Origin of the sequence: uncultured Campylobacter sp. (assembly GCF_938017615.1) — a bacterium.
Taxonomy (GTDB): Bacteria; Campylobacterota; Campylobacteria; order Campylobacterales; family Campylobacteraceae; genus Campylobacter_B.
Genome location: NZ_CALIJA010000203.1, coordinates 1 through 23,623, shown reverse-complemented (window position 1 = coordinate 23,623; position 23,623 = coordinate 1). Strand labels below are relative to the sequence as shown.

Sequence of the window (23,623 nt, the reverse complement as noted above, 5' to 3'; positions counted from 1 at the left end):
ACGGGTAAAATTAAAATTTTGCCCGATTTATAAAATTATCGTGTCGCTTCTTTCGGGACTGGTGGAGATGAAGCCCACCTTCGCGCCGCTTAGCTCCTCTATTTTGCGGATATAATTTTGCGCGTTTTGCGGCAGATCCTCAAATTTTGAAATTCCTTTGACACTACCCCAGCCAGGCATCTGCTCATAAACCGGCTCGGCAGCTTCCAAATCGATCGGGAAATAATCGATCTCCTCCCCCTTGTATCGATATGCGCGGCAAATTTTAATGCTCTCAAAGCCGTCTAAGACGTCAAGCTTCATAAGCGCGAGCTTGTCGATGCCGCTAAGGCGCACGGCGTATTTCGTAGCCACTCCGTCGAACCAGCCGCAGCGGCGCGCCCTGCCCGTCGTGGTGCCGTACTCTTTGCCGATTTCGCGCATCGCCTCGCCTTGCGGACCCTTATCCTCGGTAGGAAACGCGCCGTTGCCCACGCGGGTGGTGTAGGCTTTTAAAATTCCCATCACCATGCCGATATCTTTCGGCGCGAGCCCGAGCCCGCTGCAAGCCCCACCCGCGATAGTAGTCGAGCTCGTGACGTAAGGATAGGTGCCGTGATCGATATCAAGCAGGCTTCCTTGCGCACCCTCTACGAGCACGCGCTTGTCGTAATCAAGCGCCTTCCACAGCATGTGCGTGGTATCAGCGATGTATGGCTCGAGCGCGCTTTTATAGCGCTTTAGCTCCTCGTAAATTTCAATCTTGCTAGGAATTTTAACCCCCGCTTTTTCAAAAACGCTCTCATGCGAAGCAAAATCGCGCGATAGCGCCTCGGCGAGCCTTTCGGGCTCCAAAAGCTCCGCTACGCGGTGTCCCGTGCGCGCGATCTTATCGGCATACGCAGGCCCTATGCCCTTGCCGGTAGTGCCGATCGCGAGCTCGCCCTTACTCTTTTCGCGCGCCTGATCGATCAGCGAGTGATGCTGTAAATTTAAAAACGCCTTCTCGCTTATGAAAAATCTGCCCTTTAAATTTTCAAACTGCGCCATCTCCGTAATCAGCACGTCGGGGTTGATAACGACGCCGTTTCCGATGATGTTGATGATATTTTTATGAAGCACGCCGCTAGGCACCAGATGCAGCGCAAATTTCTCGCCGTTTATGACGATGGTGTGGCCCGCGTTGTGCCCGCCGCTGCTGCGGCATACGAAATCGTAATTCGCGCTTATCATATCTACGATCTTGCCCTTGCCCTCATCGCCCCATTGGGCGCCGATGACTACGTCAACTTTGCTCATTTCTCATCCTTTTGCATAATTTTTTCTATCAAAGCATCCACTAGCAGCGCAAAGCCGCTGGATTTTAGCCCGTCTATCTCGTAATTTCCGCCGTTGCAATACACCGCGCCCGCATCTAAAAATCTAAAAAATAGCGCGTCGTAATAACGCATTTTGGAGTAATACAGCAGCGAAACGCGGATACGCTCGTAATCTACGCCTAAATTTAAAATTTCATCCAAACACGGCTTTAGCTCTTCAGGCACCTGCGCGCGCAGAGCCTGCACGTCCTTTAGCGACGTAGCGCGAGCCGTAGCATCCAGCCAAGGCAAATTTTGCTCAAGCAGCGTCTCAATCTTGCCCTTTTCAAAAATTTCAAGCGGCAGGTTTAAAATTTCGCAGATTTTTTTCGGAATTTCGATATTGCTTAGCTGAAGCGCGGGCACAAGATCAAATTCTTTAAAAAATTCCTGCGCGATTTTAATCGCAAGGGGCAAATTTTTCTCCCCGATCAGCTCCGCGCCGATCTGATAAAACTCGTCGCTTGGGTATTTGAAAGTAGGCTGCACATAAAATAGCCTCCTTAGCTTATCGTCTTTCAGCCGTTTGCGCACGATGCGCACGACGTCCACGGTGCTGTCTGCGCGAAGCGCAAGCTCGTGGTTCGTGGGATCGGAGAGCTTTAGAAGCTTTTGCGGCGCGACGCTTAGGTGCTGATGATATGAAAAATATGGCGTTAAAATTTCGCTAAAGCCGTTTTTAACGAGGATTTCGCTCGCTTTATTTTCCAGCTCGCGCTTGAGCTGCGCGCTCTTTCCGAAATACAGCCTCGAGCCGTTTGGTATCTCGTGATCGAAATCGGCGCTAACGCTATCTATCATGCTGCCTCCAAATCGCTTATGAACTGATCCAGTCGCGTTTTAAAGCTCTGAATGAAGCTTGCCAAAACGCGGTAATCAAGCGAAAGAATATCTAAAATTTGCTTACGTATTTCTGTATTTAGCGCAAATTTTTCGCTCCCTGCGCTTTGAGTTTTGTTTAAAATTTCGCCGAATTTTGCTCTAAAGCCTTCAAACTCTCCCGGACTAAGCTCGCCTGTTTGACCGCGCGCGATGAAGTTTAGCGCCAAATCCTTATAATCAAGCGCGTTTAAGAAGCTGATAAACTCATCTTTGTCGATGGCTGCGAGCTTGGGCGTATCTTTAAATCGCGCGATGAAAGCGTCTATCTCTTTGCGATCCAGCGCTTTTGCGATAAAATTTCCCTGCAGATAGTTAAATTTCAAATTGTTTAAGAGCCGCAGCGACAGCGCGTTTTCGACCCCTTGAGCACCCAGAGCAAATCCAAACTCCCGCTTTAGCTTGCCTGTGATCTCCACCATCGTTCGGATAGCATTTTTTTTCTTGCCTATGTCAAGGCAGAGCTCGCGGTCGATTTTAACGACATCGAAAGGCTGGGCATTCAGGAATGGGATATTGCTTTTATTTGCACTATTAAGAGCAAATTTAACCCCAAGATCTGCATAACGCCCACGCGCAGGGGCGAATTCCTTAAAATTTCGCTCGCTAAAATCGGTTATCTCAAACATCAACTCGCCTTTTGCATTAGCTCTGTCTCGCAAGCTGTGAGCTACGAAATCGTAAAATTCGTCGTTTGTAAGCACGGCTAGACTTACGTTTATCGAGCAGTTTGCGCCCGTTTGAGCGTTAAATTCCATCATCTTTGAAAACGCAAATTTTGAGATCGGCAACTCAAATCGCGGCTCGCTTAATATCTGCGCGAAATCCTGCGGGGCAAGAATTCCGTGCTTTCCGCGATCCCAGCGTAAAAGCAGCTCATATCCGTAAATCTGCGCTCCGCTAATGATCGGCTGATAGAGCACGAAAAACTCCCCCTCTTCGATCGCCGCAGCAATCCCTTCCTCGCTAGATTCATCTGCTTCGGCGCGCTCAAAGATGCAGTAGCGGTTTTTGCCGCTCGTTTTAGCGCGATACATCGCTCTATCCGCGCGCGATAAAAGTCCTGGAAAATCGATCTTTTCGCTGCCGTCGTAAAACGCTGCGCCAACGCTGATGCTTGCGCTAATTTCGTTGCCTTTGAGGTTAAATTTCATCTTTGAAATTCCAAGCAGACGATCTAATAGCACATGCGCGGAATCCTTGCTTTGCAGATCGCCGATGATGGCGCCGAACTCATCGCCGCCTAAGCGCGCCAAGATATCGCCTTTACGCAGTAGCCCACTCATCGCCTTTGAGATAGCCTGCAAAAACATATCGCCGACCTCGTGCCCGTAGGTGTCGTTGATCGCCTTAAAGCCGTCAAAATCGATGAAAAGCACCGCCATAAGCTTGGAATTTTCGCCCGAGCTTGCCGTAAATCTCTGCGCAGCCTTCATAAAATACACTCTGTTCGGAAGCCCCGTAAGCGCATCGTGATGGGCGATCTTGGCTAGTTCGCTCTCTTTTTGCTTTATCTGCGAAATTTCGGTAAACATCAAGATGAAATTTGAGGTAAGCGAAAAATCATCCTTTATCGCAATTGCCGTAAATAGCGCAGGAAAGGTGCCGCCGCCCCTTTTTAGTCCGTAAATTTCATCTTTGTAAGAGGTTTGTTTGCCGACGAGATTTTTTCTAATCCTCTCCATCACGTCTGCCCCGCCCTCCGTAGGAGCGAAGAAATTTGGAATTTTGCCGATAGTTTGGCTTTCGCTATAGCCGGTGATTTCATAAAAGGCGTTATTAGCGCGCAGCACGCGACCGCTCTCATCTGTGATTAAGATCGCCTCTAGCGAGCGCGAAAAGACGTTGGCGTTTAAATTTAGCTCTAGCTCCGTTTGTTTTCGCGAGCTGATATCTTCGAGTGTAGTTTTTACAAGGCGAGAGCGAGAGCCGTGCTTTTCGGTGACGTAGCCTTGCATACTGATCCAAGTATAGGCATTAGCGGCGTTTCGCAGACGAAATTCGCAGCTAAAATCGCTCCTAAGCCCGGCGGTGCATTCGCGGATCATTTTATTGAAATTCTCTAAATCCGCGAAGTAAATTTCATAACTAAACTCCCCAAAGCTCATCGCAGTGTTTAGCCTTTTGCCGCGATATTTTAAAATTTTAAAGTAATTTTTATCAAACGACAGCGTCTGCGCGTCAAGATCGATTAAGCAGGTGCAAAAATTCCTAGTCTCGATTACGGTGCGGTAAAAGTCCAAATCCTCCTGCAAGCCGCGGATCGCCTTAACATCGTCATCAATATTTTGAAAATAAAACGCAGCCCTGGCGGCGGACTTTTTGACATAGATGCTCACTTCGTAGCTATAGCGGATATTGTCATTGTGGCGAATTTTATAGCTTTGAGAAAAGCTTAGCTCTTCTGAAGGCATATCGGCTAAGCGGTTTAAAATTTCGTTTTTAGCCTCATTCGCGTCCTTTTCATCCAGCAAATCCCATAGCCTTATCTCGCCGCTTAAAAACTGCGCCGCTTCGTAACCCCAAAGCTCTTTTATATTTTTGCTAGCATCTACGATCTTGCCCGAAGTGTAGTCAAACACGAGTGTAACAATAGGCGCGTGATTTAAATACTCGTATTTTTGCTTAGTTTCATCGTAAAATCTGCGATATTTTGACGCATCGAGCACCACAAAAAGGGTTGAAATTTTACTTCCGTCACGGATATAAGATTTTTTAACATAAAGATCTTTGACGCCATTTTTGGTCTCTTGGCGGGTTACGACATAGTTTTCTTTGACATAGTTTGCGCGCTGGGTTTGATAGGCGTGATCGTAAAACGAGCCTGCTTGCAGCGCGAATATATTCCGTCCTACGACATCATCGCCGTAAAGCTCGCGTGCGCCGTTGCTAGCGCTTTCGATCGTGCCTGCGACGTTATCGATGCTAAGCACCGAAAGAGAGCTGTATTTTAGCGCATCTTTAAAGCTGAGGCTAAAATCTCCGTGGCGCAGATTAGACTTCAAGACCTCGTCTATGGATTTAGAAATTTCTAAGACAGAGTTCAGCGGATTTAGCGCTTCTATATCGCGGATTTTGGAGTGATAATCCCCTTGGCGCAGCGCGTTTTGAACTGCTGTAAGCGGAATAAAAACGCGCTTTTTTAAAAACGTAAAATTTGAAATTAGAAGGATTAAATAAGCTAAAATCGCTGCTGCTAGCGCTACGACGATAAAATCGTCCGCGCCCAAAAAATAGCCGGCTCGTTCGCGAGCCATTACGAAATTATCCCCAAATTTCGCAAGATATGCAAAGCTTAGCCCAGATTCGTCTTCAAAGCTTACCACTTCGCCTAGGCGCGAAAAATCAAAATCCTGCCCTAATATATCGGTTACGCTGCCAGGAGCGTTAAAGAATTTGCCTTCGGCGTTAAAGACCAAAATATCTCCCAGCGAAGAGAGCCTGGCAATCGGCCTAGCGGTGTTGGCAAAACCTAGCAGATATGAATCAGCGTTTACGCGCTTGATTAAAAAATACCGCCACGCTCCATCCATCATCATATAGCGCGATACCCATTCATCTTTTTTTAGCTCGCTTGCAATATCCGAAAGCCGTATCTCGCCAAGATCCGAAATGCGCGCATCCGATGAAAAATGTGCTAAGCTATCCTGCTCCGCGCCGCGGGCGCGCAGATAAAAAATAGCGTCAAATCTATGAGAAGATTTTACGATGTTGCGGATCAAATCCGCATAAAGCTCGCTTTGTGCAGCTTCGTGCCTTGCGTCTAAAGAAATGATATTTTCTTTTAGAATTTCAAGCTCGCTAAAAAGCGACTCGTCGGTATTTTTAAGTAAAGTAATCGCCGTGCGCGTCCGCAAATCAAGCTGCGTAGCGATCCTAGTGCGCAAAAAGCTAATCTCGCAAACTACTACAAGCGTAAGCAGCGCAGCGCCTAGAATCAAGGCGGCGTTAAATCTTTCGGTAACGAAGTCTTTTTTGTTTTTCATGCCAAATTCCAAATTTTGCGGGATTTTAGCAAATTTCGTTTTAAAGCCGATTTAAGCTTGTATTTTTGCGCCTTTTGCGCCCAAAAAATGCATAATCAAAAGCACCGCGAAGCTAAAGAGTAGCATCAGCGCCGAATACGCGTGAGCCTGCGCAAAATCGAGCGTCTCGGTCGCTTCATAGATCGCGATGGAAGCGACCTTGGTCTGTTCGCTCACGCTGCCGCCGATCATCAGCACGACGCCGAACTCGCCCATCGTGTGCGCAAAGCAGATCACCAAGGCGCTAAGCAGGGAGTGGCGTATCGCGGGTAACGCGACGCGAAAAAGCTTGGAAAAATAGCCCTTGCCGAGCGAATCGCACGCCCAAAAAAGCGAGCGCGGAAGCGAACGAAAACCCGAAACCAGCGGCGAAAACATAAACGGTAGCGAGTAGATACAGCTCGCGATCACGAGCCCGCTGAAATTAAATACGAGCCGAAGTCCGAAGTGTTTGTCAAAAAACTCCCCTAGCACCGAATACGGCGATAAAAAAACGAGTAGGTAAAAGCCTAGCACCGAGGGCGGCAGCACCAGCGGAAGCGAGATGATCGATTCGATCACGCTTTTGCCGCGGAAATTTTTTCTCGCCATAAAAAACGCGAGCGGCACGCAGATGATAAACAACGCGAGCGTCGTCAAGCTGGCAAGCTTTAATGAAACGAGAAACGGCGTGTAATCGAGCCCCTTTAGAATTTCAAACATTTATCCTCCGAGCCGAGCCGCTGGGCCCAAACTATAAAATCTTAAAAGCCTAGCCCTACTTTAAAATTTAGAGGCAAAGCTAGATAGAATTTGCGCAAACCTCATAGTCATAAGGCCTTGCAAAATGAAATTTTAAAAATTTCGCGCAAGCTAAAGCGAGCGGAATTTATAAAAGTGCTTGGCTAATAAATTCCTTCAAGCGTGCAAATTCCGTCAGGCATTTAAACTCTACTAAGCTGGCAAATTTTTAAGGTCACGAATTTTGCTGAGCTAAATTTCAAAAAGCTTAGCTTAGCTTTAACACTTGAACGGGCGGGATTTATCTGAGCGCAAATTTCACGCAAGATATAGCCAAACGGCATTCTCTGAACAACTTAGTGGAATTACATTGAGCCTGACAAGACGAAATTAAAATTTCGCATAAACCCAAAAGACCCGGTTAATGAAATTTTGCCACAGCTCTTATTAAGCGAGTTTAGCACGCAAGCTTCAAGCTGTTAGAGCTTTTAAAATTTCAAAGCCACAAAATCCAGGTAAAATTCTAAATCTGAAAATTTTAAATTTGCGCGAAGCTTTACATTAAATTTTTACCAAGATCGCATGATAGAATTCGCGCAACTCCTGCCAAAAAAGTAAGCTAAAAGCCGCCAAATTTAAAAATAAACCCACCACGCCAATTAATAAATTCAAAGAAGGAATTTAACGGCGCCTGTCTGCGCAAAATCTAAAATTTAAGCTTAATTTCCCCACGCTATCTAGTCTTGCATTGCGGTTTTACTCTAGCCTGCGTTTAAATTTTTGCATTTCTGAACAATCTAAGCGCGATGCGAATGAAATTTTAAAATCTCACCGTATTTTGCGGGCAAATTTAGATAAAATTTCGCAAAATTCCTCGTCTAAATTCCACGTAAAATTCCATAAGAGTCTACATTTAAATCTCTAATCTAGTTGAAATTTCTCACCCAGGCGCGCCAAAGCCTGCCTGCAAGTTTAAATTTTATGCAGAGTGATATTAAAGGCTTTGGCGCCAGCTTTGACCTCATCGCCTACTTGCAAGCCATCGGCTTCTGCATTGCTTAGCACCACTTCGCACAGCTGGCTGCCGATCGCTACGACAGCCACTTTGACCCCGTCGCGTGCTTGCAAATCGACAATCTTGCCCGCGAAAGAAAACTTCTGCGAGCCGCTAGTTTTAAGGAAAATTTCCTCCGGCGTACCGGTGCGGACGATCCTGCCGTCCTTCATCTCATAAACCCGCTTGCAAAGCCTATAAATCTCACTCACATCGTGGCTTACCAAAATCACGGTCTGATGAAACTGCTCGTGGATCTTTAGCAAATACTCTTGGATTTTTTCGCGCATCGTAAAATCAAGCGCCGAAAGCGGCTCGTCAAGTAGCAAAATTTCAGGCTCTTGCATCAGTGCGCGAGCAAGTGCTACGCGCTGCTTCTGTCCGCCGCTAAGACCCTCTACGCCGGATTTCACAAACTCACTAAGCTCTAAAATTTCAAGCAGCATTGCGGCTTTTTGCGGATCGTTTCTGGCAAAAAGCAGATTGCCTGTCACGCTCATATTCTCAAAAAGTGCGTAGTCTTGAAACAAAAAGCCGATCCTGCGCTTGCCCGCACTTAAGAATTCATTGCCTTCTTGTAGCACGCGATCGCCGTCTTTTATGCTACCGCTATCTGCGCGCAAAAATCCCGCTAAAATGCGCAGCAGTGTAGTCTTACCGCTACCGCTGCGCCCATATAGGCACACAAACGAGCCTTTGTTAATCTCTAAGCGAGCATCAATCGAGAAATCATCACTGATTTTTTTCTTACAATCAATCGTTATCATATTTTTCTATATATATCGCAGTGGCGCTAATGTATGCGAAAACCTCGTCGCCCTCGCGTAAAGCAAGCTCCTGCGCAGAATGCGCGCTAATGAGCACATCAAAGCTTATCTTGCCTTCAAACCTGAGCGTACATAAAATTTCACCCAAGCTTAGGCTCGTAATCTTGCCGTGAATTTCATTTTCGCTAGATACACCACTTAGGGCTTCGCGAGATAAAAGCACATCGGTGCTTTTAAAGCCCACGTAAACTTCATTGCCCACCTTAAGCTCGCTACTTAGCTGCAGAAATACGCCACGCAGCTTGATGCCGCCCGCGATAAATCCTACAGAATGGATGTCGTCTTTTTGTAAAATTTCGTTGATTCTCGCTCTAATCATTAAAACTCGTATCCGTATTTAGCAAAGATCGCCCTGCCCTTATCGCTTAGGATAAAATCATAAAATGCCTTGGCTTCGGCATTGTCTTTGGCGCGGTTTAGCACGACCATGCCTTGAGCTATCGGCTCGTAGAGCTTGGTATCGACCAAAACGAAATTTTCGCCCTGCTTGCAAGGCTTGTCGTTGCAGCCGTCCTTCACCATCTTAGGCGCATACATCGCGCTGGCCGCGATAAAGCCGACGTCGGAAGCTTTAAGCGCTTGCGAAAGAGCCTCGCCGATCGATTTTGCTTCTACGATTTTACCTTTGATCTCATCGTAAACTCCCGCTTTTTGGAAGGCCTGTACGCTTGCGGTGCCGTAAGGAGCGGTCTTTGGATTTGCTATCGAAATCGTTTTAACGCTAGGGTCTTTTAAAATTTCAAGCCCCTTGCTAAGATCTACGCCGCGCACGCTAAACATCGCCACCTTACCCTTTGCGTAGGTTTTGGCAGGCGCCATCGCAAAGCCCTCTTTATGCAGATCGTCTGCAAATTTCATATCCGCCGCCATAAAAATATCAAACGGCGCGCCGTTTTTGATCTGCGTGCTAAGCGCACCGCTGGCGCCCAAGCTCACGTTTAGCGTAGTTTGCGGATGCAGCTTGGCAAATTCCGCCTTGATCTCGTCAAACGCATACGTCGTGTTCGCAGCGGCTGCTACGCTGACCTCTCCCGCGCTAAGCGCGCCTGCGGTTAAAATTCCTAAAAGCACTGCTTTCAACTTCATTTTATGCCTTTCGTTTCGGCTCTCGCCGAGAATTGAATTGTATCTAAAATTTTAAATTTACGCCTTAAATTTTAAAATTTTGTGCACCCAATTTCACCCTATTACGCGCCAATAATGATCTCGCTAGGCTCGATGATCGCCGTTACTTCATCTCCTACTCCTAGAGCCATCGCGGTGGCAGATTCTCGCGTGATGATCGCGGTGATGTTTTGATGCGAGCTCGTGCCTAGACAGATCTCTGCGTTTACTGCGCCGATTTTGACCTCGCTAATCGTGCCTTTGATTTGATTCGTCGTGCTAAGTTTTAGCTTCTCCGAGCTTCCTTTAGCGATGATGACGCTTGGAGCTTTGAATAAAAACAGCACGTCCTTGCCAGCCTTCAGCCCTAAATTCTTTTCGCTCTCTACGGTTACCGTCGCGCATAAAATTTCGCCACCTGCGAGTTTAGCCGTGATTTGAGAATTTACAGCGCCTGTTTGAACATCCGTAATCTCAACACTTAGCTGATTGCGCGCAGAAAGCTTCATACCGATCTTCTCTAAGCTTAGAAGGCTCTCTTCGGTGATCTCGTCAAGCTTTAAAATTTCACTCAAAAACGTCTCGCCCGCGTGGCTGATAGCATCATAAGCGCGAATCAGCTTGTGAGCGTAAGGGGTAAGCTCGGAGCCGCTATTTTTCTTGGTGCCTTGAGTGCGAACGATGAGAGGTTTTTTGCTCGCGTTGTTGATTAAATTTAGCGCGTCCCAGCCGTTTTTATACGACACTCCTACGATCTCTGCGGCCTTTGTAATACTTTTAGTCTCATCTACGGCCTTAAGCAGCTTAATGTGCTTGGCTAGAAGCGATGCTTCGTTGCCAAGCAGAAATTCCAAAGCAAATTTTGCGTCCATTTTCATCCTTTCTTATTTACTTTCACGTGATTTTATAATATATCCTCTGATATATTTCTTAAAGAGCTGCAGGCTTTATTCTGCGATATAAAGAGGGAAATTCTATATGAAATTTTACCCTTATTGACAAAATTTCTTTAAACTTGTAAAATCGCCACTTTGATTTATAAAGAAGGGTCACAATTTGAAATTTATAAAAATTATATTCTTAGCCGCGGCATTGGCACTTTGCGGTTGCTCGCAAAAGCAAGACGTAGCGCCTAGCGATACGGATGGTTTTGACGAGGAGTTTGCCAAGCGCGAGGTTTTCGATCCGCTTAGCGGCTATAACCGCGTTATGACGAGCTTCAACGACGTATTTTACTCATACATATTAACCCCTGTAGCCAGCGGCTACGATTACGTAATGCCCGATCCGATCCAGGGCGCGTTTTCAAATTTTTTCTATAATATTTTATATCCGATGAGGCTCGTAAACAACCTATTGCAGGGTAAATTTGAAAATTCTTGGGACGAGACGAAGCGATTTTTGATCAATTCGACCGTCGGCTTCGGCGGGCTTAATGATATGGCAGGCAAATACTACGGAATTCCGCGCCACGACGAGGATTTCGGGCAAACGCTCGGATATTGGGGCGTGCCGGCAGGTTCTCACATCGTCTGGCCGATTTTGGGGCAAAGCAATCTGCGCGATACAGCGGGGCTTGTCGGAGATTATTTTTCAAATCCGATAAACTATATTAAAGATGGCACCGTTCGAAACTCCGTCAATGGATTTAGAATATTTAACGATTACTCGCGCGATCCGAAATTTTATGAAAAAATGACCAAAGATGCAGTGGATCTATATCCATTTTTACGCGATGCTTACGAGCAAAATCGCGAGAAACTAATAAAGGAATGAAAATGAAAATTTTAAAAGTTCTAGCGCTTTGCGGAGCGCTTTTGATTTCGGCGCACGCTATTAGCGATGCGGATATCGAGCCGGTGATGAGCCAAAAGGTCGCCGAGGCCGTAAATATTATGCGAAGCAGCGCGCCCAAAGACGCAAAGCCCGCGAAAATCTTTGCGCTTTTTGACGGCTACTTCGATTACAAGATGATGGCAAAGCTCTCCCTTGCCAAGCATTACGCTAGCCTTAGCCCCGCGCAGATCGAGGAATTTAACAAAGCTTTCGAAGCGCATCTTAAGCGCTCCTTTATCGAAAAACTTTCGCTTTATACCGATCAGGATATGAAGGTGCTAAGCAAACAAAGCCCGAGCGATAAGCGCCGCGTGCTAAAAACGCAGGTCATCGGCGAGCAGAAAAATTACGACATAGATTTTAAATTTTATCCTAACGGCTCTGATTGGCGTATCTACGACGTCGATATCGTGGGCGTCAGCCTAATTCAAACCTACCGCTCGCAGCTAGGCGACGTAACGCAAAGCTTGGGCTTTGACGAGCTCATAAAGCGGCTAAATTCCACCGTCATCAATAGCGGCGAATAGCACAGCGCGCCTAAAAGAGCGGTATTTGAAAAAAATTTTTCGCCTAATCGTCGCGTTTCCGAAAATCACGCTCGCGCTGTTTACCGCGCTGGCGCTCTTTTTCGGATATTACTCCACAAAGCTCGAGATCGACGCTTCGAGCCAGACGCTTCTACTAGATAATGACAAAGACCTTCAAATTTGGCGCGAAGTATCCAAACGCTACGAAACGCCGAATTTCTTGGTGCTTGCATACACTCCCGCGGGCGATCTTTTAGCGCCCGAGACGATCCGCAAAATAGCGCAGATGGACGCAGCTTTTTCCAAGCTGGATTTCGTCGCTAGCGTCACGGACATCACGAATGTGCCGCTTTTGCTAAACAAAGGTGGCGGTATGAGCGAGCTGCTTAAGCACATACCCACTCTTACCGACGCGGACGTAAATTTAACCGCGGCTAGGCGCGAGTTTGCCACAAGCCCCTTTTACGCGTCAAATTTAGTAAGCGCCGATTTTCGCACTACCGCAATTTTAATAAATTTAAAGCCGCAGATCCGCTACGAGGAGCTTTTACACCTAAGAGACGGGGCTAAAAGCGCTCTAGAGCAAGCAGAGCACGAGGGCAACCGCTCGGGGGCCCAAATTTCACAGCTTAAAGACGCGCTTAAAGTTGCGGAGCAAAATTTCAAATCCTACCGCGACGAGCTGCGCGAAAAGGATCACCGCGACATTGTGGCTTTGCGCGCGCTGATCGCGGGCTTTGAGAAGGAATTTGCGGGCGATCGGCTATTTTTGGGCGGATTAAATATGATCGCAGACGATATGGTAGGCTACGTCCGCTCGGATCTGGCGACCTACGGACTCGGCGCCTTGGTGCTTCTGCTAGCTTGCTTTTGGCTCTTTTTTAGACAGGCAAAATTTATCCTGCTGCCACTCATCATCTGCGCGTATTCGGTCGTGCTCGCAGCGGGATTATTCGGATTTTTGAGCTTTGAGGTCACGGTCATTAGCTCAAATTTCATAGCGCTTCAACTCATCATAACGGTTTCGGTCTGTATCCACCTAATCGTCGCCTACCGCGAGTTTAGCGCGCGCTTTCACGCATTTTCGCAGCGCCAGCTCGTTTACGCAGTGCTGCGCGAGCGCGCAATGCCCTGCTTTTTCGCAATCTTTACTACCGTTATCGGTTTTATGTCGCTAATTTTTTGCGATATAAAACCCGTAATTTCTCTGGGAATTATGATGAGCGTAGGCATCAGTATCTCGCTAGTTACGGCATTTGGAGTATTCGGCGCGGTTATGTCGCTTCTAAGGCGCACGCACAATAATCGTAGCTTCGAGCAGCACTTTAAATTTACGCTTTGGTGCGCGGAAACGGCACTGCGTAGCAGAGGCGCGGTCTATGGCGTATGCGCTGCAGCGGTGATCTTTGGGCTGTACGGCATCTCGCAGTTGCGCGTCGAAAATAGCTTCATCGGCTACTTCAAAAAAAGCACCGACATCCGCGCAGGTATGGAAGTCATAGACACAAATCTCGGAGGAACAATCCCGCTTGATATCGTCGTTAAATTTAAAAGTGTGAGCAGCGCAGATCCCGCCGCTAGCGAGAGTAAAAATTCCGCGAGCGGCAGCGCGAATTCTAAGAGCGGCGAAAATTCCAATCCCGTAGGGCAAAATTTTATCGTGCGGAATTCCGTCGCTCAGAATTCTACCGCCACAACGCAAAATTCTATTGCAGAAAATTCCACGACGCAAAGTTCCGTTGCCGCGGCGCAAAATTTAAATGATCAAAATTTTATCGTGCAAAGCTCCGTCGCGGCAGCACAATCAAATGAAGCCGCAAATTCGGATCAAACCCACGCCGCAAATTTAGAGCAGAATTCCACCGCGAGCGACGATTTTGGCGATTTCGAAGCCGAATACGCCGCCAACGAAAACAAGCCGCAGTATTGGTTCACCTCCGAAAAGATGCGTATCATCGGCAAGATAGACGATTTTTTGAAGGACAAAAACGTCACGGGGCATGAGTTTATCGGCAACGTAAGCTCACTTGCATCGCTTTTAAAGCTCGGCAAGCAGATTAATCAGGGGCGCGATCTGGACGATCTAAGCCTTGCTCTAATCTACTCTGAAATGCCGGCAAACTACCGCGAGATGGTGCTTTCGCCCTTTGTGAATATCGAAGCGAACGAGGCGCACTTTAGCGTCCGCACGATAGACAGCGATCCGCGCTTACGCAGAGCAAAATTCCTAAAAGATCTGCAAAGCGGGCTAAATTCTTTGCTCGAGGGCGAGCAGGCAAGCGCGCAGATCAGCGGCATAATGGTGCTTTATAACAATATGCTTCAAAGCCTGATGAGCTCACAGATAGACACCCTGGGTATCACCGTGCTCGTGCTTTTCGTGCTTTTCGTGATCATCTTTCGCTCGTTTTCATACGCGCTTATCGCGATCGTCGTAAATTTAATCCCTCTTTGCGCCTGCTTCGGCATCATGGGGGTTGCAGGCATTCCGCTGGATATCATGAGTATTACGATAGCGGCGATTAGCATCGGTATCGGCGTGGACGATGTCATCCACTATATCTATCGCTACAAGCGCGAGTTTGCGCGCCTGGGCGACGAGGCCGCGGCAATCCGCGCGAGCCACGCAAGTATCGGATACGCGATGTATTATACGTCGTTTGCGATCATTTTGGGATTCAGCGTGATGATGATGAGCAATTTCTGGCCTACGATCTACTTCGGGATGTTAATATGTCTGGTAATGAGCCTGCTGCTTTTGGGCGCGCTCATAATCCTGCCATCGCTAATAATGAGCCGAAAGGGCTTAAAATTTAGCCTCTTTAAAGCTAAATAAATTTTATCTCGCTATAATTGTGCCGTTTGGAGAGGATGGCGACCTGGTGGCGTCTGCGGACTTCAAATCCGATAGGAGGGCGGTTGACCGTTTTCCGGGGGGTTCGATTCCCTCCCTCTCTCGCCAAATTCTTTCATTAAATTTCACTTTTGCATTCTCGATCTCTAACGCTCCCTAAATTTATCTCAAATTTCAGCTCTAAATTTATACATGTTTAAGCGGGGAGGGGGTAGCACTATTTTTAAAATTTATCTCAAAGGAGCGAAGATGAAATATACGTTAGGTGCTGCGCTTGCGGCATTTATTTTTGCAGGATGCGGCGATGACGATGTGGGGCTTGTGAAAAACTACACCCTGCCGGATTTCAAATCGATGAATATCGGTACGGCGATCGAGGGTTCGAAAATCTGCAAAAATATCACGTGGAGCAAAGAGGAAAACGGCGGATTAAAGACGGTTAAGATGGTCTGCGACGTGGATATGGAGAAAGTAAAGGTCGATGTAGATGCCTTTAACAAAAAATATAAAGAGGCTATGCTAAACACGTCTTTAAGAGGTGCCGTGCTTTTCTATAAAGATAAATCTGATGATAAACAACAGCGTTTACTTAAATTGGCAAATGAACATTGCAAAATAAATGAGACGAAATTTCAAGAGGAGCTCAAAGACAGAGGCAAAATAGATTACTCATTTCAAAAAAAGCCAGTTGATTGCGACGATAAATTAAAAGATGAAATACTAAAGGATGGTGAACCAAAAACTTCTGCGATTTATATGAGTAATATTATTGATTCATTAGAAGACGTCGCTTATTATTCGCAGCTAACGCCTAGCCAAATAAGGCTACAGCTTGGAAGGGCAGCAGAGCTGCCGCCACAGGCTGCGATCGAATTAAATTTTATCGTGAATGCCGATAAGAGCGTAAGTTTATCGGATAAATTTATAGTGACTAAAGATATAATTGATGATGTTATTAAGATAAGATCGGCATTTAATAATAGAAAAACGGCGGAAGACGCCCTTGCAACTTTCTACGAAAGACAATAAAATTTTATCTGAATTTTTAAAAGACGTTTCGGCTCGGAAGCGTTTCCGCAAAAGACGATAGCATTATTTTGCGGCTCAATTTGACGAAATTTTAAATTTGAGCCGCCTTGCGTCAAAATTTCATTATTTCATTCAAATTTGACGCGGGCTTTTAAATTTAAAAAGCGCGGCGGAAGCAATTTCGCATGCCGCGCCGTGAAATTTTGCTCCGAAGATAGGTTTATTTATCGTATCCTTGTAGATACGCGATCGCGCTAAGTGCAGCAACCGCGCCGTCACCTGCCGCGCAAACGACCTGCTTAGGCGCATCCTGCCTCATATCGCCCGCTGCAAATAGCCCGTGTACGCTTGTTTGCATCTTTAAATTTACCGCGACCTGCCCGCCGGGCGTGACATCGCAGATGAACTTACCGCTTTCGTCTTTTAGCACCTCGTTTCGCACGTCAAGCCCCACGAATACGAAGATCCCAGGCAGCTGCAGTTCGCGCGCGGCGCCGCTTGTTTTGTCTTTGACTACGACGCCCGTTACGCCGCTTGCATCGCCCTTGATCTGTTCTACGAGCGCGTTTGTGATGAGCTCGATATTCTCACTTTCGCGCACCTTTTGCACGGTCGAAGGCGCAGCGCGAAATTCATCCCTGCGGTGGATCAGATAGACTTTGGAGCAGATTTTGGCTAGATACAGCGCTTCTTCTAGCGCAGTATCGCCGCCGCCGAGGACGGCAACCTCTTTGCCCTTGTAAAAAAACCCGTCGCAGGTCGCGCAGGTACTGACGCCGCGACCGAAAAACTCATCCTCGCCCTCGATCCCCGCGCGGCGCGGAGTAGAGCCCGTAGCGACGATAACGGCACGCGCGCGTCGTGTTTGATCGCCCTCGAGATAGATCGTAAAATTTCCGTCGCCGTCTTTTGCGACGCGCAGCACGCGCACCATCTCATGCTTTAAGCCAAAGCGGAAGCACTGCTCCTGCCAAGGCGCCATAAAGCTCATCCCGTCGGTTACTGCGGCGACGCCGGGGTAGTTTTCCATCTCGGAGCTTGAAGTGATCTGCCCGCCGGGCATCCCCATCTCAAACATCACGACGTCCTTTAAACCGCCTCTTGTAGCATAAAGCCCCGCCGCTAGCCCCGCAGGACCGCCGCCGATAATTGCTAAATCTAACATTTTTTCTCCTTAATTATTTTATTAAGTAAAGTCGCGAGCGTTAAATTTACGAATTTAGTTAATAAAACGATGAGTGGAAGAAGAAAGGGCGAAAGCCGCCCTTTTGAAATTTACAGAAGCGAGTTTAGTTTGTCGGCTATGATCTGCTTAGATTGCGCGCCGATGAGCTGAGCTTTTAGCTCGCCGTCTTTGAAAAATAGAATCGTAGGGATCGAGCGGACGCCGAATTGCACCGCAAGATCCTGCGCTTCGTCGGTATTTACTTTGCAAATTTTAGCCTTGCCCTCGTAATCGTTCGCAAGCTCCTCGATGATCGGGGCGATCATACGGCACGGCCCGCACCAAGGTGCCCAAAAATCGACTAGCGCGACACCCTCTTTAATAACGTCGAAATTCTCCGAAGTAAGCTCTATATACTTTCCCATAATGTTCTCCTTGTGTTAAAATTCCGCGGATTATAGTTCATTATCTTAAAAATTCTAATTTAAAAAGATATGTTGGCGATAAATTTTATCTGCTTTGGATAAACTTCCACGACGTCGATCTGCCACGGCTCGTCCGTATCGCAGCTCATCAGATAAAATTCCGCCGCCTTTAAAATTTTAGCCATCTTAGCGCCCGTCACGCGCTCTGCGGCGTCATAATCGCCGCTCGTGGCCTTTACTTTACTTCTACGAAGTGCAAAATCCCGTCTTTGCGCGCGACGATGTCGATCTCGCCGAAGCGGCAGCGGAAATTTCGCTTTAAAATTTCAAACCCTTCGCCGCGTAAAAATTCCGCCGCACGGTCCTCGCAGGCAAAGCCGAAAAGATATTCTTTTAAGCTCAAGCTAACTTTCTATCCTGATCATAAAAGGCTTTTGCGTGATGAAATTTTCGCCGCTAATCACGCTTATAGCGCGCTTTATGTCCTTCTCGCAGCATGTATGCGTCGTGAAAAACAGCGTCACTTCCTCGTCCGTTTTGAGCTTCGGCTTTTGCAAAAAGCTGTCGATCGAAAGATCGTTTAAACTCATAATGTTCGTAAGCTTCGCAAGCACGCCCTTCTCATCGCGCACGCGTAGCCTGAAATAATACTTCGTGCGGATCTGCTCGCTTGGCAGAATTTGCATAAAATTTTCACTAGGCAAAATTTTATAGCCGAGCATCGGGTTTTTGTTATCGCGCGCGATGTCGATGAGATCGCTTATAACCGCGCTTGCCGTAGCGCTTCCGCCCGCGCCAGGGCCGTAATACATACTCTCGCCGACGCAGTCTCCGTAGATGCTCACGCCGTTCATTACGCCATCGACTTTTGAGAGCATTTGATCCTTTGAAATGAGCGCAGGATGGACGCGCAGCTCGACTTTGTTGTCGCACGCGCGCTTAGCCACCGCAAGCAGCTTGATTATGAAATCAAATTCGCGCGCGAAATATATATCCTCCTGCGTGATCTCCTCGATCCCCTCGATTAGGATATCTTCCGGATCTCCGTGCACGCCGTATGCGATGCTAGCTAAAATCAAAAGCTTGTGCGCCGCGTCGAATCCGCCGATGTCGAAGCTAGGATCGGCTTCGGCGTATCCGAGCTCTTGAGCTCGCTTTAGCGCGTCCTCAAATTTCTCATTTTTTTGCATCATATTCGTAAGGATGAAGTTGCTCGTGCCGTTTACGATGCCGATTATTTTTTCGATACGATTGGCGCTTAGTCCCTCGCGCAGGGTTTTGATGATCGGAATTCCGCCCGCTACGCTCGCCTCAAAGCCAAAAGGCGTATCGCCCGCCAAAGCCTGGAGCTTGTAGCGATGATAAGCCAAAAGCGCCTTATTTGCGGTGACGACCGCCTTTTTGCGCTTTAAAATTTCACTTACGATCTCATAGGGTTTTTCTACCCCGCCCATAAGCTCTACAAAAACGTCGATGTCATCGCGCTCGATGATACTTTGCACGTCGCTGCTAAGCGGAATTTGCACGCCTCTTTTTTTGCTCGTATCGCGCACGAGCCCGATTACGGGCTCTATGCTAACGCCCGCGCGCGCAAGGATGATGTCTTTGTTTTTGATCAAAATGTTTGCAACTTCGCTACCTACGGTGCCGACGCCTAAAATCGCTACCTTCATCAAATCTCTTTCAAATATTTTTTTATATTTCTAGCGGCCTGGCGGATCCTGTTTTCGTTTTCGATAAAAGCGATCCGTACATAATCGTCTCCCGCCGCGCCAAAGCCCACGCCGGGACTTACGGCGACGCGCGCCTTGGTAAGAAGCTGCTTGGAAAACTCCATGCTTCTTAGATGAGCCGCCGCTGGCGGCAATTTCGCCCACGCAAACATCGACGCGCTAGGTTTAGCGATCACCCAGCCCGCGTCCGCAAAAGCATCGATCAAAAAATTCCTACGCTTCTCATAGCTCGCGCGGATCTCCTCTACGCACTCTTGCGGCCCGTCCAGCGCGATCGTGGCGGCTACTTGTATCGGCGTAAACATACCGTAATCAAACCAAGATTTGATCTTTTTAAGCGCGGCGACGAGCTTTTTGTTACCGCTAACAAAACCCACGCGCCAGCCCGCCATATTGTAGCTTTTAGAGAGCGTGTACGCCTCGACTGCGACATCCTTCGCACCCTGAACCTCAAAAATGGACGGCGTTTTGTAATCATCAAAAGCGATCTCTGCGTAAGCGATATCGCTGATAATATAAAACCGCTCCTGCCGCGCCATTGCCACGAGCCGCTCGTAAAAGCTCTTTTGCACGACGACGGTGGTGGGGTTGTGCGGGAAATTTACGACGACGTATTTTGGGCGCGGAATGCTCTCGTCGAAGGTTTTTTGCAGATCGATGAAAAATTTATTCTCGTTAAAATTTAAATTCTCATCATAGGCAAGCGGGATTTTAACGACGTTGCCGCCCGCGATGATGAAAGCTTGAGTATGTATCGGATACGCAGGATCGGGCACCACTGCGACATCGCCCGGATTTACGATCGCGCTAGTTAAATGCACGAAGCCCTCTTTAGAGCCCATCACGGCGACGATCTCGCTTTCAGGATCCAAGATCACGCCATATTTACGCTTGTACCAATTCGCGCAGGCAAGTCGCAGCTTGTAGATGCCCTGGCTTACGGAGTAGCCGTGCGTCTTGTCCTTTTGCGCGCTTTCGCAAAGCTTGTCGATTATATGCTGCGGCGTCCTGCCGTCGGGATTGCCCATCGAAAAATCGATTATATCTTCGCCGGCTCTGCGCGCCGCCATTTTTATGGCATTGACCTCGGCAAAAACGTAATTGGGCAAACGCTCGATTTTTGAAAAACGAATTTCGTCAAACATCTCAAACCTCTTATCTTAAAGTAATTTTCAAGCTTTATTTAAAATTTAGCGCCTTAACGCGCGATCTGTGCGTGCGCACGTAGGCAAAATTTCAAGCCTTAGCGTCGATGCGGCGGCGCTTTTTATATTGCTCGGGCAATTTAAACTTTTACCTCGCTAAAATTTTAAAACCGCAGGGGCGCAGAGGCGTTGATCGTTTAAATTTATCGCGTCGCGACACTTTGCGGCGCTGTTTAAATTTACGTCCGATCAAAACGATAACAATCAAAGCTTCCGTTTTGCACGGCGCCGTGGACGACGCCTCTTAAATTTAGCGCTCTACCGCAAGTGCCCGCACCGCTTAAAATTTTATATACACCACTTGAAATTTTATCCAAGGCAGCGCATTTTAAAACTCTTTAAATTTACGCTCCTAGGTTTAATTTAGGTCGCACTCGCCGCAGAAAGCCAAAATTTTACTCTCGGTGGCGGTAAAAGCCCTACGAGCGAGAGCTTTACCACTTCTTGCCCTTGTTTAGGCGCAGAAACTCATCGGCTGAAATTTTAGTGATATTGCCATCTTTAACGTGAAATTTTTGAGTGTTTCTTTCGCTGAAAGTTACGTTGCCATCGGCTTTACCGAGCTCAAACATCCCGTGACCGGTAGAGATTAGCAGCTCCTCATCTCCTTGCGAAGCGACGACGTAAGGGGAATTTATGACCATCTCGCGCTTCTTGCCACTTTTTAGATCGATAATGCCTATCCACATCTTACCGCGCGGGCTAAGCACGATATCTTTGCTCGGCGCGGGTTTGTTTTGCGTGGCGTTTTCGTCGGTGGAATTTTCCTCCGTTTTGGCACTCGCGCGCTCGATCCTGATAGAGCGGTCCAGCGCGTTTAGCGAGCTTAAATTTTCATCCACAGCAGCGGCTGCATTGGCATCTGACTTTAGTGCGAATTTTTCATCTGTAGCGTTGTGTGAAACGACGTCGATACCGATGTTTTCAAGCTTTTTTTGAGTATTATTTACAATCGGAGCGTCAGAATAGGTGGTTTTGTTTTGTTCCCATAAAAGCGAGCCCAAAAATTCGCCGAAGCTTTTATAAAGTCCGAAATAAAAGATTGCACCTATGATTAATACCATTGCAAGCAGCCATAAAAGCCAACCGCCGCCGCTTTTGTTAGGGCTGACCCTTTGACCATAGACCTGCTCGACTTTAGCCTTTTTAACGGGCGCAAAGCTCTCCTTCGCGACCTCAAACTCGCTAAGCCAGTCCGATAGATCCAGCCCGAACTCACGCTCTAAAATTTTAATGTAGCCCTTCACGTTAAAATTTGCAAGTTTTTCGAAGTCTTTGTTGATGATATATTCTAAATTTTGTGCGTCGATGCGCGTCGTACGCGCTATCTCTATCAGATCCATAGATTTTAATTTATCTAGATCGCTGCTTTTTGGCTGCTGTGTTTGCTCCGGCTTCTCGATTTGTTCCGCCTGCTCGTCCGTATTATTTAACTTCTCTTCTATTTCTTCCATTTAAAATTCCATCGCATAGTATCGCAAATGCCGCGCTTACGTTAAGCGAGTCCCAGCCTTCGCGCATCTTTATTGATACCGCGCAGTCGCATTTTTTAAGCGCCCTAGCAGGTATCCCCTCTTCTTCGTTCCCCATTACGAGTGCGCTTTTCGCGCCGAGCTTTAACTCCTTAAAGTTCGTCCCGTCCGCACTCGCGGCATAAATTTCAAAGCCGCTTTGTTTAAGCTCATTTAGCACGCTAAGCCCGTCTGCGACCTTAACGATGTTTAGCTCATACGCCGCGCCCGAGCTTGCGCGCACTACGCCCGCCATATTTAGATTATTTGCGACGACGATCACGCTGTCCACGCCCAAAGCATAGGCGCTACGCATTATCGCACCGATGTTTCCGACGTCGGTAAGCCCATAAAGGATCGGTACGAATTTATCGTCTTTGACGCTAGCAAGATCGCCGAAGCTAAACTCCTCCACCTCGGCCAAAAAGCCTTGATGATTGCCGCCGCGAGCGAGGGCTTGAGCTTTTTTCGCATCGGCACGCTCGATCTTTACGCCGGTCGCGGCGATCTTTTTAAAAATTTCTTTCTCGCACTCCTTAGCAAGGATGATGCGGATAAATTTCTGCGGATGCCGGTTTAAAAGGTGCAAAAACAGCTGCTTGCCGTAAATAATCATTTTGGGATTTTAGCGAAAAACGGTTAAAATATGACTTAGCGTATCAAATTTTTATATATTTCTTTGGCGGGTTCGCCGCTGATTTTTGAGAGCAGTTTCGCTTTTATTTTCGGCGCGATCTCAAGCGAGAGAATATCTTCTTGTGTGATTTTTTCAAAGCTTTTCTCGCCCGCGCCGTCAATCACGACGCACCATTCGCCGTTTAAATTTGCGCCGTTTAAGCTCAGCAAAACTTCTGCGGCGCTACCTAAAAATTTTGTTTCAAACTTTTTCGTAGCTTCCTTAATCGCAAAAATTTTGCGCCGCGCGTCGATGCCCACGATCTGCTCTATTAGCTTTATCACGCGCTTTGGGGATTCATAAAGTACGCATGGATAGGGGCTTTGCATTAAATTTAGGATCTGAGCTTTGCGCTGCGTGCCGTCATTATTTAAAAAGCCTAAAAAGCTAAATTCTTTCTCCACTAGTCCGCTTGCGGCGGCTGCGAGCAGCAGAGCGTTTGCGCCGCTAAGCACCTCGTAAGGCACGCCACTTCGTTGCGCAAATTTTACGAGCGCAATTCCCGGATCGCTGATGCAGGGCATGCCGGCGTCGCTTACGTATGCGCAAGCTTTTTCGCGCAGAAGCGACGAATCAAAGCCCGCGAAAAACTCCGCTTCGTTGTGCGTGTGCAGCGAGTAAAACTGTGAAATTTTAAATGAGATTTTAAATTTATCGGATAATAGGTTTAGAAGTTTTTTTGAAACCCTCGTATCCTAGCAGATTAGGATTTCGCA

At 47.4% G+C, this 23,623-nt stretch carries 19 protein-coding genes, 1 tRNA gene and 2 pseudogenes; 5 read left to right on the top strand and 17 right to left on the bottom strand.

Features of this window, described 5'->3' with window-relative positions; translation table 11 throughout:
- Positions 1-27: 27 nt before the first annotated feature.
- From Q0620_RS10285 to Q0620_RS10250, 8 genes are all read right to left on the bottom strand, one after another.
- Positions 28-1,278 (bottom strand): adenylosuccinate synthase, encoded by a 1,251-nt coding sequence (locus Q0620_RS10285; protein ID WP_298785027.1) that lies wholly within the window; start codon positions 1,276-1,278, stop codon positions 28-30.
- A complete protein-coding gene (locus Q0620_RS10280; protein WP_298785026.1) occupies positions 1,275-2,138 on the bottom strand; it encodes an ATP phosphoribosyltransferase regulatory subunit in 864 nt (287 codons plus the stop codon). The genes Q0620_RS10285 and Q0620_RS10280 overlap by 4 nt, the downstream gene beginning before the upstream one ends.
- Positions 2,135-6,202: a diguanylate cyclase gene (locus Q0620_RS10275; protein ID WP_298785024.1), complete on the bottom strand. Its 4,068-nt coding sequence runs from the start codon at positions 6,200-6,202 to the stop codon at positions 2,135-2,137. The genes Q0620_RS10280 and Q0620_RS10275 overlap by 4 nt, the downstream gene beginning before the upstream one ends.
- A gap of 51 nt (positions 6,203-6,253) precedes the next feature.
- Entirely contained in the window at positions 6,254-6,943 is a 690-nt protein-coding gene (gene modB / locus Q0620_RS10270; protein ID WP_297962615.1) for a molybdate ABC transporter permease subunit, read from the bottom strand.
- 990 nt (positions 6,944-7,933) lie between these two features.
- The gene (locus Q0620_RS10265) at positions 7,934-8,782 is read right to left on the bottom strand and encodes an ATP-binding cassette domain-containing protein (RefSeq protein ID WP_298785021.1); all 849 of its coding nucleotides are present in this window, start codon (positions 8,780-8,782) and stop codon (positions 7,934-7,936) included.
- A complete protein-coding gene (locus Q0620_RS10260) occupies positions 8,769-9,161 on the bottom strand; it encodes a hypothetical protein (RefSeq protein ID WP_298785019.1) in 393 nt (130 codons plus the stop codon). The genes Q0620_RS10265 and Q0620_RS10260 overlap by 14 nt, the downstream gene beginning before the upstream one ends.
- Positions 9,161-9,928, bottom strand: a complete 768-nt coding sequence (gene modA, locus Q0620_RS10255) for a molybdate ABC transporter substrate-binding protein (RefSeq protein WP_298785018.1) — start codon at positions 9,926-9,928, stop codon at positions 9,161-9,163. Before modA ends, Q0620_RS10260 begins: the two co-directional genes overlap by 1 nt.
- A 101-nt stretch (positions 9,929-10,029) precedes the next feature.
- Positions 10,030-10,818 (bottom strand): TOBE domain-containing protein, encoded by a 789-nt coding sequence (locus Q0620_RS10250; RefSeq protein ID WP_298785016.1) that lies wholly within the window; start codon positions 10,816-10,818, stop codon positions 10,030-10,032.
- 184 nt (positions 10,819-11,002) lie between these two features.
- On the opposite strand from Q0620_RS10250, the gene Q0620_RS10245 reads away from it, so the two are divergent.
- The 5 genes from Q0620_RS10245 (at position 11,003) to Q0620_RS10225 (ending at position 16,192) form a co-directional block, all read left to right on the top strand.
- Positions 11,003-11,722, top strand: coding sequence for a VacJ family lipoprotein (locus tag Q0620_RS10245; protein WP_298785014.1), 720 nt, complete (start codon positions 11,003-11,005; stop codon positions 11,720-11,722).
- Between the two features lie 2 nt (positions 11,723-11,724).
- Positions 11,725-12,309, top strand: coding sequence for an ABC transporter substrate-binding protein (locus Q0620_RS10240; protein ID WP_298785012.1), 585 nt, complete (start codon positions 11,725-11,727; stop codon positions 12,307-12,309).
- 25 nt (positions 12,310-12,334) lie between these two features.
- On the top strand, positions 12,335-15,145 hold the full coding sequence (locus Q0620_RS10235; protein WP_298785010.1) for an MMPL family transporter: 2,811 nt from the start codon (positions 12,335-12,337) through the stop codon (positions 15,143-15,145).
- A gap of 28 nt (positions 15,146-15,173) precedes the next feature.
- A tRNA-Sec gene (locus tag Q0620_RS10230) sits at positions 15,174-15,271 on the top strand.
- 141 nt (positions 15,272-15,412) lie between these two features.
- Positions 15,413-16,192 carry a hypothetical protein gene (locus Q0620_RS10225; RefSeq protein ID WP_298785008.1) on the top strand — a complete coding sequence of 260 codons (780 nt, stop codon included), beginning with the start codon at positions 15,413-15,415 and terminating at the stop codon, positions 16,190-16,192.
- A gap of 220 nt (positions 16,193-16,412) precedes the next feature.
- On the opposite strand, the gene trxB is transcribed toward Q0620_RS10225, so the two are convergent.
- The 9 genes and pseudogenes from trxB to Q0620_RS10180 all read right to left on the bottom strand — a co-directional run.
- Positions 16,413-17,357 (bottom strand): thioredoxin-disulfide reductase, encoded by a 945-nt coding sequence (trxB, locus tag Q0620_RS10220; RefSeq protein WP_298785006.1) that lies wholly within the window; start codon positions 17,355-17,357, stop codon positions 16,413-16,415.
- 110 nt (positions 17,358-17,467) lie between these two features.
- On the bottom strand, positions 17,468-17,782 hold the full coding sequence (trxA, locus tag Q0620_RS10215) for a thioredoxin (protein ID WP_297881795.1): 315 nt from the start codon (positions 17,780-17,782) through the stop codon (positions 17,468-17,470).
- 59 nt (positions 17,783-17,841) lie between these two features.
- Positions 17,842-18,185 (bottom strand): annotated as a pseudogene (locus tag Q0620_RS10210) (YraN family protein).
- A 1-nt stretch (position 18,186) separates the two neighbouring features.
- Positions 18,187-19,455 carry a homoserine dehydrogenase gene (locus tag Q0620_RS10205; RefSeq protein ID WP_298785004.1) on the bottom strand — a complete coding sequence of 423 codons (1,269 nt, stop codon included), beginning with the start codon at positions 19,453-19,455 and terminating at the stop codon, positions 18,187-18,189.
- Complete coding sequence (locus Q0620_RS10200; RefSeq protein ID WP_298785002.1) at positions 19,455-20,660, bottom strand: LL-diaminopimelate aminotransferase; 1,206 nt, start codon at positions 20,658-20,660, stop codon at positions 19,455-19,457. The genes Q0620_RS10205 and Q0620_RS10200 overlap by 1 nt, the downstream gene beginning before the upstream one ends.
- A gap of 239 nt (positions 20,661-20,899) precedes the next feature.
- The gene (locus tag Q0620_RS10195) at positions 20,900-21,037 is read right to left on the bottom strand and encodes a hypothetical protein (protein WP_298785000.1); all 138 of its coding nucleotides are present in this window, start codon (positions 21,035-21,037) and stop codon (positions 20,900-20,902) included.
- A 117-nt stretch (positions 21,038-21,154) separates the two neighbouring features.
- Positions 21,155-22,174, bottom strand: a complete 1,020-nt coding sequence (locus Q0620_RS10190) for a hypothetical protein (protein WP_298784998.1) — start codon at positions 22,172-22,174, stop codon at positions 21,155-21,157.
- Positions 22,146-22,847, bottom strand: coding sequence for a 23S rRNA (guanosine(2251)-2'-O)-methyltransferase RlmB (gene rlmB, locus Q0620_RS10185; RefSeq protein ID WP_298784996.1), 702 nt, complete (start codon positions 22,845-22,847; stop codon positions 22,146-22,148). The genes Q0620_RS10190 and rlmB overlap by 29 nt, the downstream gene beginning before the upstream one ends.
- Positions 22,848-22,882: 35 nt before the next feature.
- Positions 22,883-23,584: pseudogene (locus Q0620_RS10180) on the bottom strand (SAM-dependent methyltransferase); the annotation flags it as partial.
- Between the last annotated feature and the right edge of the window lie 39 nt (positions 23,585-23,623).

Excerpts from the sequence above, each read along its gene's own strand:
- Q0620_RS10280 (WP_298785026.1), bottom strand. The coding sequence starts at position 2,138 with ATGATAGATAGCGTTAGCGCCGATTTCGATCACGAGATACCAAACGGC.
- modB (WP_297962615.1), bottom strand. The coding sequence starts at position 6,943 with ATGTTTGAAATTCTAAAGGGGCTCGATTACACGCCGTTTCTCGTTTCA.
- Q0620_RS10240 (WP_298785012.1), top strand. The coding sequence starts at position 11,725 with ATGAAAATTTTAAAAGTTCTAGCGCTTTGCGGAGCGCTTTTGATTTCG.
- trxA (WP_297881795.1), bottom strand. The coding sequence starts at position 17,782 with ATGGGAAAGTATATAGAGCTTACTTCGGAGAATTTCGACGTTATTAAA.
- Q0620_RS10275 (WP_298785024.1), bottom strand. The coding sequence starts at position 6,202 with ATGAAAAACAAAAAAGACTTCGTTACCGAAAGATTTAACGCCGCCTTG.
- rlmB (WP_298784996.1), bottom strand. The coding sequence starts at position 22,847 with ATGATTATTTACGGCAAGCAGCTGTTTTTGCACCTTTTAAACCGGCAT.
- Q0620_RS10265 (WP_298785021.1), bottom strand. The coding sequence starts at position 8,782 with ATGATAACGATTGATTGTAAGAAAAAAATCAGTGATGATTTCTCGATT.
- trxB (WP_298785006.1), bottom strand. The coding sequence starts at position 17,357 with ATGTTAGATTTAGCAATTATCGGCGGCGGTCCTGCGGGGCTAGCGGCG.
- Q0620_RS10225 (WP_298785008.1), top strand. The coding sequence starts at position 15,413 with ATGAAATATACGTTAGGTGCTGCGCTTGCGGCATTTATTTTTGCAGGA.
- Q0620_RS10250 (WP_298785016.1), bottom strand. The coding sequence starts at position 10,818 with ATGGACGCAAAATTTGCTTTGGAATTTCTGCTTGGCAACGAAGCATCG.
- Q0620_RS10205 (WP_298785004.1), bottom strand. The coding sequence starts at position 19,455 with ATGAAGGTAGCGATTTTAGGCGTCGGCACCGTAGGTAGCGAAGTTGCA.
- Q0620_RS10260 (WP_298785019.1), bottom strand. The coding sequence starts at position 9,161 with ATGATTAGAGCGAGAATCAACGAAATTTTACAAAAAGACGACATCCAT.
- Q0620_RS10285 (WP_298785027.1), bottom strand. The coding sequence starts at position 1,278 with ATGAGCAAAGTTGACGTAGTCATCGGCGCCCAATGGGGCGATGAGGGC.
- Q0620_RS10190 (WP_298784998.1), bottom strand. The coding sequence starts at position 22,174 with ATGGAAGAAATAGAAGAGAAGTTAAATAATACGGACGAGCAGGCGGAA.
- Q0620_RS10200 (WP_298785002.1), bottom strand. The coding sequence starts at position 20,660 with ATGTTTGACGAAATTCGTTTTTCAAAAATCGAGCGTTTGCCCAATTAC.
- modA (WP_298785018.1), bottom strand. The coding sequence starts at position 9,928 with ATGAAGTTGAAAGCAGTGCTTTTAGGAATTTTAACCGCAGGCGCGCTT.